This window comes from Actinomycetota bacterium, assembly GCA_035759705.1.
Lineage (GTDB): Bacteria > Actinomycetota > CADDZG01 > JAHWKV01 > JAHWKV01 > JAJCYE01.
On the sequence record DASTUJ010000191.1, the window covers coordinates 22,450 to 32,121 of the forward strand.

The 9,672-nt window shown below is 66.2% G+C and carries 10 protein-coding genes; 7 read left to right on the forward strand and 3 right to left on the reverse strand.

The features are described from left to right. The first annotated feature begins 286 nt into the window (after positions 1-286). The 7 genes from VFV09_13280 (at position 287) to VFV09_13310 (ending at position 6,359) form a co-directional block, all read left to right on the forward strand. Positions 287-1,000 carry an RraA family protein gene (locus tag VFV09_13280; protein HEU4868682.1) on the forward strand — a complete coding sequence of 238 codons (714 nt, stop codon included), beginning with the start codon at positions 287-289 and terminating at the stop codon, positions 998-1,000. Then, positions 997-2,256, forward strand: coding sequence for an FAD-dependent oxidoreductase (locus tag VFV09_13285; protein HEU4868683.1), 1,260 nt, complete (start codon positions 997-999; stop codon positions 2,254-2,256). Before VFV09_13280 ends, VFV09_13285 begins: the two co-directional genes overlap by 4 nt. Further along, positions 2,228-3,364: a transaldolase gene (gene tal / locus VFV09_13290; protein HEU4868684.1), complete on the forward strand. Its 1,137-nt coding sequence runs from the start codon at positions 2,228-2,230 to the stop codon at positions 3,362-3,364. The genes VFV09_13285 and tal overlap by 29 nt, the downstream gene beginning before the upstream one ends. A gap of 106 nt (positions 3,365-3,470) precedes the next feature. Next, complete coding sequence (locus VFV09_13295) at positions 3,471-4,421, forward strand: ABC transporter ATP-binding protein (protein ID HEU4868685.1); 951 nt, start codon at positions 3,471-3,473, stop codon at positions 4,419-4,421. Continuing rightward, on the forward strand, positions 4,418-5,272 hold the full coding sequence (locus tag VFV09_13300) for an ABC transporter permease (GenBank protein HEU4868686.1): 855 nt from the start codon (positions 4,418-4,420) through the stop codon (positions 5,270-5,272). Before VFV09_13295 ends, VFV09_13300 begins: the two co-directional genes overlap by 4 nt. Next, positions 5,260-5,508 (forward strand): helix-turn-helix transcriptional regulator, encoded by a 249-nt coding sequence (locus tag VFV09_13305; GenBank protein ID HEU4868687.1) that lies wholly within the window; start codon positions 5,260-5,262, stop codon positions 5,506-5,508. Before VFV09_13300 ends, VFV09_13305 begins: the two co-directional genes overlap by 13 nt. Continuing rightward, on the forward strand, positions 5,505-6,359 hold the full coding sequence (locus tag VFV09_13310) for an ABC transporter permease (GenBank protein ID HEU4868688.1): 855 nt from the start codon (positions 5,505-5,507) through the stop codon (positions 6,357-6,359). Before VFV09_13305 ends, VFV09_13310 begins: the two co-directional genes overlap by 4 nt. 21 nt (positions 6,360-6,380) lie before the next feature. Here VFV09_13310 and VFV09_13315 read toward each other — a convergent pair whose 3' ends face one another. The 3 genes from VFV09_13315 to VFV09_13325 form a co-directional block, all read right to left on the reverse strand. Continuing rightward, entirely contained in the window at positions 6,381-7,280 is a 900-nt protein-coding gene (locus VFV09_13315) for a TIGR01777 family oxidoreductase (GenBank protein ID HEU4868689.1), read from the reverse strand. Positions 7,281-7,292: 12 nt separating this feature from the next. Continuing rightward, a complete protein-coding gene (locus tag VFV09_13320) occupies positions 7,293-8,336 on the reverse strand; it encodes a threonine aldolase family protein (protein HEU4868690.1) in 1,044 nt (347 codons plus the stop codon). A gap of 62 nt (positions 8,337-8,398) precedes the next feature. After that, positions 8,399-9,436: an ATP-dependent 6-phosphofructokinase gene (locus VFV09_13325; protein HEU4868691.1), complete on the reverse strand. Its 1,038-nt coding sequence runs from the start codon at positions 9,434-9,436 to the stop codon at positions 8,399-8,401. Positions 9,437-9,672 lie beyond the last annotated feature (236 nt).

Consider the following 9,672-nt stretch of genomic DNA (forward strand, 5'->3'; position numbering starts at 1 on the left):
ATCTGAGCGTGGACGTAGCACGCGTCGTATCGGTTGTAAGCCGACAGCTTGGTTATACATCCCGGGTGGGAGCACCTACGATCAGCAGCATAGGTGCGGTTGCGCTTCGGCAAGCCGTGCAAGCCGGTCGCCCGAATGCCCTTGGTACTCATCTTCAACCCTCCATCTCGAAAACTGCCGAGCCGTGAACGGGCCGTCCTATAGGCTCCCATAATACCAACTATTTTAGGTTTTAGAGCCTTCGGTGGCGCTAACGTAAGCACTTGTTTCCTTTAGAATTGACGTCATGGCGAGCACAGGAGCAGGCGACAAGACGTTGGAGGTGGTCGGCCGAGTTTCATCGGCGGCCCTGGTCGATGCGATGGGCCGGTTCCACAGGCACCGGTGCCACATCCTGGATCTGGTAAGTCCGACGCCCGGTAGGGTGCTGTTCGGCCCGGCGGTGACGATCTCGTTTTTCCCCGCCTGTTCGGCATCCACGGATCCGGACAAGGTCAACTTTGCCGGCCTGTTCTACGAAGCGGTGGGAGCGGAGCCTGCGGGGAAAGTCCTTGTGCTGGCAAGCAACGGGTACCCCGAGACGTCGCTTGGCGGCGCCACCAAACTCTCCCGCGTTGAGAACCACCACCTCGCCGGGGTTCTCACCGATGGGCGGTTGAGGGATTTTCAGCAACTAGGCGGCTACCGGTTTGCGACCTATTGCCGGGGAGAGACCACCAGGTGGGGCGGCGATGCCGTCACCCCGTTCCAGGCCAACGTTCCCGTTGTCGTCGGGGGCGTCGGCATCATTCCGGGCAACTACATCTACGCCGACTCCGGCGGTGCGGTGGTGATACCTGCGGACGAGCTCGAAAGCATCCTCAAAGAGGCGGAGCAGATCGAATCGGACGACGTTGCCTATCTCGAGACCATCAGGGCGGAGCGATTGCCGGCTCCCCGGAAGTCTCCCGCCCGGACGGGGCCGATCGTTGGACGAGACAGATCCAGGAGGACCAATTGAGCAAAACGCAAACTTTTGTGATTGTCGGGGCCGGGCTGGCCGGGGCCAAAGCGGCAGAGGCGTTGCGTAAAGAGGGGTTCGACGGCCGAATCCTCCTCATCGGTTCCGAAGATGCTTCGCCCTACAACCGGCCGCCCCTGTCGAAGGGTTACCTACGGGGGGAACGGGCCCGGGCCACCATCCTCGTTTCCCAAGAAGAGTTCTACTCCGAAAACGACATCGAGCTACTGCTTTCCACCCGGGTAACGGCGCTGTCGGCCGACCCGGCTCAGCTGGAGACGGACTCCGGCAGGATTCTGAAATACGACCGGCTGCTTCTCGCCACCGGCGCCCGGCCCCGGACTCTGAAGGTAGCCGGCGGCAACCTGGCAGGAATCCACTATCTGCGAACGGTCGCCGACGCGGACCGGCTGCGCGAACGGATTCAGTCGGCTACCAGGCTCGCTGTCGTGGGTGCAGGCTGGATCGGCTCCGAGGTGGCGGCATCTGCCCGGCAGATGGGTATCGACGTGGTTCTTCTCCACCCGAGGGCAACCCCTCTGGAGAAGGTCCTGGGCCCTGAGGTTGGCGGGGTCTTTCGCACCCTTCACGCCGAACACGGCGTTGAGCTCCGGCCCCACACCCGCATCGAGTCGTTCGTCGGTAACTCCACCGTTGAGGGCGTCAGAACGACCACCGGTGAGGTCATCCCTGCCGACCTGGTTCTGGCCGGCATCGGGGTCGAGCCCCGAACCGAGCTGGCCGAGCGGGCCGGGCTCCGGGTCGGGGACGGCATTGTGGTTGACGAGCGGCTTCGAACGGGGGATCCCGCCATTTTTGCCGCCGGCGATGTCGCCTCCGCCTGGCATCCGATCTACAACCGCCGCCTGCGGGTTGAACACTGGGCCAACGCGATCTACCAGGGCGCCACGGCGGCCCGGAACATGCTCGGGCATGACGAGGTCTACGATCGGGTCCCCAACTTCTTCTCCGACCAATACGACCTCAGCATCGAGTATCTCGGGCACTCCGGAGAGTCGGACGGAATGGCCTTTCGCGGCGACCCCGCGTCACGCACCTTCCTGGCCTTCTGGCTGCAGGACGGGCGGGTTGTCGCGGGGATGAACTGCGGCTTTCGCAGGGTCCACGATCCCATCGAAGCCCTCATCAGGAGCCGGAGGCGCGTCTCCACTGAAGAGCTGGCCGACCCCGAAATCCCGCTTGAACAGATCGCCGAAGGGAGACGCCATGACCAGGCTTCAACAGCTCTACGCTGAGCAGGGGCAGAGCCCCTGGCTGGACAACTTGACGCGGGGATACCTGCGTGACGGCACGCTGCAGCGCATGATCGGCCGGGGCATCCGGGGGGTCACCGCCAACCCGACCATCATCGCCAAGGCGATTCATGGCTCCGAGGAATACGACGACCAGCTTCGGGCCCTTGCGTCCGCAGGCTACTCAGCTGAGGACGCCTACTGGGAACTGGCGATCTCCGACATAGCCGATGCGCTGGAGGTGATGCGCCCGGTATTCGACGAAAGCGGGGGGGCGGATGGTTTTGTTTCCATAGAGGTCTCGCCCGACCTGGCCCGGGACACGGCGGCAACGGTAGCCGCCGCCCGAACGCTGCACCGGCGAATCGAACGGCCCAACCTCATGGTAAAGATCCCTGCCACCGCGGAGGGCATCCCGGCCATCGAGACGATGGTCGCCGAAGGCCGGAACATCAATGTGACCCTGATCTTTTCCCTCGCCCGCTACGCAGAGGTCATCGAGGCGTACCTTTCCGGACTCGAACGGTTTGTCGCATCCGGCGGCGACCCCTCGACGGTTTTCGGCGTCGCCTCGTTTTTCGTCGGCAGAGTCGACGCCGAGGTGGACGAACGCCTCGATGCGCTCGCCGTCGACCGGAGCGACAACCTGAGCGGCTGGGCCGCGGTGTCCCAGGCCCGGTTGGCGTATCGCATGTTCACCGAGGCGTTCGCCGGGCCGCGGTGGGAGCGCCTGTCGGGACTGGGGGCTCAACCGCAGAGACCGCTCTGGGCATCGACGTCGACGAAGAACCCCGCTTTCCCGGACACGCTCTACGTGGACGAGCTGATCGGCCCCCGGACCGTCACCACCCTCCAGGAAGCCACGATCGACCGGTTTGAAGACCACGGCACGGTTGCCCGGACCATCGACCGGGGCGTCGACGAGGCGGTTGAGGTCGTCGACCGGCTGGCGGAGGTGGGCATCGACCTGAACGACGTGGCGCTGCTTCTGGAAACGGCGGGCGTAGCCGCGTTCACAAGGTCGGTACAGGACGTGGTGGCCGAGCTGGAATCCAAGGCCGGACGGTGGGCTGCCGCCGCAGGGCTGGCCGGGTCCGCTGCGAGCGTTTAACGGGGCCCAAAGGGAAAGCACCTCGGGATTGCGTGACGAATGTAGTAGTTGTGCTATGTCTTAGGTAGTCGTACTATGCCCTTATCCATCGAATGGGGGCATACAAATGATCGGCGCGGAGGATGTAGTCAGGGTCAGGGACCTACGGATGTCCTACGGACCGGTCGTCGTCCTGGACGGCGTGGACTTCGACATCCACAAAGGCGAGGTGGTCACCCTCCTCGGCCCCAACGGCGCCGGCAAGACCACCACCATCGAGATTCTGGAAGGCTTTCGCGGCCGCTCGGCAGGGGACGTCGAGGTTCTCGGCGCCGACCCGGCAAAGGGCAACGAGGACTGGCGAGCCCGCACCGGCGTCGTGCTCCAATCCTGGCGGGACCACCCTCGCTGGACGCCGAGGCGCCTGCTGAACCACCTCGGCCGCTACTACGAGCCCTACTCCACCCCGGACCGCCCGCGGCCGCGCAACGTCGACGAGCTGATCGAGATGGTCGGTCTGGAGGAGAAGGCCGACCAGAAGATCGTGACCCTCTCGGGCGGGCAGCGCCGGAGGCTCGACGTAGCGATCGGCATCATCGGCCGCCCCGAACTGCTGTTCCTGGACGAGCCGACCGCCGGCTTCGACCCCCAGGCCAGGCGGGAGTTCCACGATCTTGTCCACCGGCTCTCCGACTTCGAGGACACCACAATCCTGCTCACCACCCACGACCTGGACGAGGCGGAGCGGCTGGCCGACCGGATATTGATCCTCGCCGGGGGGCACATCGTGGCCGACGGCAGCGCCGATGAGCTGGCCCGCCAGGTGGCCGGTGAGGCCCAGGTGAAGTGGAGCTGCAACGGCGAACACTTCGTCCACGCCACGCCGGACGCCACCGGCTTCGTGCGGAACCTGTTCCTGCAGCACGGCGAGCTGATCCAGGACCTGGAGGTCCGGCGGGCGAGCCTCGAAGACACCTACATCACGATGGTCCAGCAGCACGAGGCCGGCGGCCCGGACAAAGTGGTGGTGCCTTTCGACCTCGCCGGCGCCGGATCCCGGACCGGGACGGAGCAATGAGCCCGAAGATGCACGCGATCCGTGTCGGGCTCGGCCGCGGCTGGACCGAGTTCAAGCAGAGTCTGCGCAGCCCCCAGGACCAGGTGTTCTACCTGATGACCGCCGGAGCCACCCTCGCCTACCTGTGGTTTCGCCGGAACACCGAGATAGAGGGCACCGGCCTCATGCTGCCGTCGGTCTCGATGCCCAGCATCCTCGGCGCCCTGATCGCCTTCGGCGTGGTGGTGGGACCGGCCTACTCGCTCGCCATGGAGCGGGAGGACGGAACCCTGCTCAGGTCCAAGGCGGTGCCCCACGGCATGCTCGGCTACGTCACCGGGCAGCTGACCTACCAGTCGGCAAACCTGGTGCCCTCCCTCGCCTCGATCCTCATCCCGGGGTTCTTCCTGTTCGACAACCTGATGCACAAAGGAGCCTCCGGCTGGCTGACGATGTTGTGGGTCACCGTGCTGGGCCTGCTGGCCACCATGCCGCTGGGGATCATCATCGGATCGCTGGTGCCGGGAACCCAGAAGGTCGGCACCTGGGGGATGCTGCCGATCATGGTGCTGGCCGGCATCTCCGGAGTCTTCACGTCGATGGACTCGCTCTGGGGTTGGGTGCAAAACGTCGCCCAGGTCTTCCCGATGTACTGGCTCGCCCTCGGTATGCGGTCCGCATTCCTGCCCGACGCGGCGGCCGCGGTCGAGATCACCGGCTCGTGGAGGACGCTCGAGACGGTCGTAGTGCTATCGCTCTGGGCCCTGTTCGGGCTGGTGGTCGCTCCGATCGTCCTTCGCCGGATGGCCCAACGCCAATCGGGCTCGGCGGTGGAGAAGGCCAGGGAGACTGCAGGTCAGTGGCTCAGGTAAGCGACTCCGTTCACAACCGCATCGCGCTGCTGCGTGCGGAGCAGGGGGTGACCCGCCGGCAACTGGCGGACGCGCTGGGGGTGCACTACCAGACGATCGGCTACCTGGAGCGGGGCGAGTACAGCCCCAGCCTGCACCTGGCCCTGCGCATCGCGGAGTTCTTCGACCTGCCGGTGGAGGTCATCTTCTCCATCAAGCCCTTCCCGAGGATCAGCGACACGGCCCGGTCGGCATGAACCACAAGGCTCACGCCCTGCGGGTCGGTGTGGGGCGAGGCTGGACCGAGTTCACGCAGAGCCTGCGCAGCCCACAGGACCAGATCTCGTACGTCCTCATGGGGGTGGGCGTGGTTGCCTACCTGCTGATCCGGCGCAACACCGAGGTCGAGGGGACCGGGCTCATGCTCCCGACGGTAGCCCTGCCGAGCATCCTTGCCGGCCTGCTCGCCTACGCCGTCGTGGTGGGGCCCGCCTACCTGCTGGCCATGGAACGGGAGGACGGCACTCTGCTTCGGGCAAAGGCGGTGCCGAATGGCATGCTCGGTTACGTGGCGGGACAACTGCTGTACCACTCCCTCAACCTCGTTCCGATGCTGGCGACGATCCTCATTCCAAGCTTTCTGCTGTTCGACGATCTCATGCACCGAGGGTCGGCCGGCTGGTTCACGATGTTGTGGGTGGTGGTGCTCGGGCTGCTGGCGACGCTGCCGCTGGGCATCATCGTCGGCTCGCTGGTTCCGAGCGTCCAGAAGGTGGGGACCTGGGGCATGCTGCCGATCCTGGTGCTCACCGGAATCTCGGGGATTTTCACCTCGATGGACTCCCTGTGGGGCTGGTTGAGGGCGGTTGGGCAGATGTTCCCCATGTACTGGATGGCGCTTGGGATGCGGTCGGCGTTCCTCCCGGAGGCCGCAGCGGCGGTGGAGATCGGCGGGTCGTGGAGAACCCCTCAGACCGTGGTGGTCCTTTCCCTGTGGGCGGCGTTCGGTTTGACCGTGGGCCCCGTCGTCCTGCGCCGGATGGCCCAAAAGCAGTCGGGCTCCGCGGTGGCGGCGGCCAAGGAGACGGCCGGGCAGTGGATCAAGTAAGCGCCGCTCGCGGGAGAACCCTCATTTCAGGCACTTTCCCAATGTACGGCGCAGATCGGGGTCCACAAATTCGTAGCCTGCCTCGACAAGTTTCTCCGGCAACGCCCGCTGACTCGACAGAAGCACCTCCTTCGCGCGCTCCTTCCCGGCCGCCAGCTTCAGGAACCAGGCAGGCGCCCAGCCGATCCTCGGTCTGCCGAGCGTCTGAGACAGTGCTTGTGCGAACTCCCGGTTCGTCACGGGCTCCGGTGACGCGACGTTGACCGCGCCCGAAACACGGTCTGCCGCCAGCAGGTGGACCACCGCCCCTACCGCATCCGCCAGCGAGATCCAGCTCACGAATTGGCGACCGCTACCCAGCCGGGTGCCCAGGCCGAGCCGCGCCGGAATCACCAGAACCGGCAGCAGCCCTCCTCCGGCTCCCAGGACGATGCCGAAGCGCAGGTGCACCACCCGAATGCCGGCCGTTTCAGCCGGCGAGGTTGCCGCTTCCCACCTCCGGCACACCTCGGCCCGAAACCCGGTGCCGGGAGGGCTGTTCTCGGTGAGCACCTCGTCGCCCCGGTCCCCGTACCAGCCGATCGCCGATGCGCTGAGCAGGACCTTGGGCGGCCGGTCCAAACCTGCCAGGGTCTCCGAGATCAGCCGGGTGCCGTCGACCCGCGACCGCAGGATCTTCTCCTTGTAGCTGCGGGTCCACGGCCTGATCCCAATGCCCGCGCCCGCCAGGTGCACCACCGCGTCCAAGCCCTCCAGCGCCTTGATGTCGATCGCCCAGCTTCCGGGGTCCCACTCGACAGAGCCCGGGACCGGCGGCGATCCGGGACGCAGAAGCCGCAGCACCCCGTGTCCTTCGCTCTCCAGCCGGGCGACCAGAGCCCTGCCGACGAACCCGCTGGAGCCGGTGACGGCGACCCTCATCGAACCGAGGGGCTAGCGGGTGATGGCGTTGATGCGGTCCAGCGTGTAGTCGATGTCGGCGGTCGAGACATCCTTGTGCGTGACCATCCGGACGGTCCCCCGCTGGTAGGCCAGGCACTTCACGCCCTCCAGCTCGATGGCGTCGACGAACTCCGAGGTGGAGTAGCCCAGGTGCTCGGTCTTCACCAGGACCATGTTGGTCTGGACATTCGCCGGCACCGTCGCGTGCTCGCTGATCTTCTTGATTCCGTTGGCCAGGCGGCGGGCGTTGGCGTGGTCGTCGGCCAGGCGGTCGATCATGGTGTCGAGCGCCACCAGGCACGCCGCGGTCAACACGCCGGTCTGGCGCATGCCTCCCCCGTGCATCTTGCGGTAGCGGTGGGCCTGCTTGATGAAGTCCCTCGAACCCACCACCATCGAGCCAACCGGGCAGCTGAGCCCCTTCGAGAAGCAGAAGGTCAGGCCGTCGACCAGCGAGCAGTACTCGGCCACGGGAACGCCGCTGGCGACCGAGGCGTTGAAGATGCGGGCGCCGTCCATGTGGATCTTGAGGCCGTACTCGTCGGCCACCTTGCGGGCGGCCCGGATGTCGTCGATGGGGTAGACCGTGCCGCCGGCGAGGTTATGGGTGTTCTCCAGCGCAAGCACGGTGCTCCTGGGAAACGTGTCGAACGCCGGACGGATGGCCGAGGCGATGCGCTCCGGGTCGAGCACCCCCCAGTGGCCGGGCACCGGCCGGGCCTGGATGCCGCCGACCGCCGCCAGGGAGGCAACCTCGTAGTTGAAGATGTGGGCGTCGGCGTGGCAGATGACCTCGTCGCCCGGGCTGGCCATGGAACGCAGCGACACCAGGTTGCCCATGCTGCCGGAGGGGACGAACAGGGCCGCTTCGGTCCCGCAGAGCTCGGCCACGCGTTCCTGCAGCAGGTTGGTGGTGGGGTCCTCGCCGAAGACGTCGTCGCCCAGAACCGCGCGGGCCATCGCCTCGCGCATCTCGGGCGTGGGGGTGGTCAGTGTGTCCGACCGAAGATCGACCACCCGGCGCTCAGGCGTCAAGGCGGCACCGTCCGGGGAAGTCCATATTTAATTCTAGGCGGTTAGCCGACGATAAAAACCTGCTATCCAAAGAAGACCTTGGCGACGTCGTAAAGCTCGGGCGGAACGACCTTCAAGGTGCCGACGGCCTCCGCCAGGTCGACCGTCTTGATCTCGGCGCCCCGCAGGGCGACCATCTTGCCGCGCTCGCCGTCGTGCATCGCGTTGATCGCAGCCACGCCGAACCGGGAGCCGAGCACCCGGTCGAAAGCGGTGGGGCTGCCGCCGCGCTGGATGTGGCCGAGAACGGTGGATCGGGTCTCGAAGCCGGTCCGGTCCTCGATCTCCTTCTCCAGGGCCTGGGCGATCCCGCCGAGGCGAACGTGGCCGAAGGCGTCCAGCTCTCCGTCGCCGACTGTGGCGAAGCTGCCGCCCTCCTTGGGGACCGCGCCCTCGGCAACCACGATGATCGAAAAGTCGACGCCCTCCTGGGCGTGGCGGTGCTTGAGGTGGGCGACGACCTCGTCGATGTCGAAGGGGAACTCGGGGATGAGGGTGACGTCGGCGCCGCCGGCCATGCCGGCGTGAAGGGCGATCCAGCCCGCGTGTCGTCCCATGACCTCAACCACGATCGTGCGGTCGTGCGACTCACCGGTGGAGTGGCAGCGGTCGATGGCCTCCATAGCGATGTTGACGGCGGTGTCGAACCCGAAGGTGTAGTCGGTGCCGGAGAGGTCGTTGTCGATGGTCTTCGGCACCCCGATGACCGAGACGCCCTCGCCGTGCAGCTTGTTGGCCGCCCCCAGGGTGTCCTCGCCGCCTATGGGGATCAGGCAGTCGATCTTGTTCGCTTCCATGTGGTCGAGGATCTTCTGGACACCGCCCTCGATCTTGAACGGGTTCGTGCGCGAGCTGCGGAGGATGGTTCCGCCCCGGTGGAGGATGCCCCGGGTGTTCTCCAGGTTGAGGGGCATGGTGAGGTTCTCAATGGGGCCCTTCCAGCCGTAGCGGAAGCCGACGATCTCATCGCCGTAGTGGTTGATTCCCTGCCGGACGATTCCCCGGATAACTGCGTTCAGGCCGGGACAGTCGCCTCCGCCGGTCAACACTCCTACGCGCATCACAACTCCTTCTTCTCGGCTGGTTTGCCACCTGCCACTACAAAAGGGCCGCCGGCCCCAACCGCCGGAGGCTCCGGCCGGTGTTGGCTGACCTCAACCGTACCCGCGCCGGGCGGAAAGCGGCAACTTGGGGTTTAGATTGCGTCTGTGCGTCGGATCACAGGATGGGTTCCGCTGATTCCGGCCGACGACGCAGGCACCACGGGCATCACGGGTGCTGGTGGTGAACGAGCGTG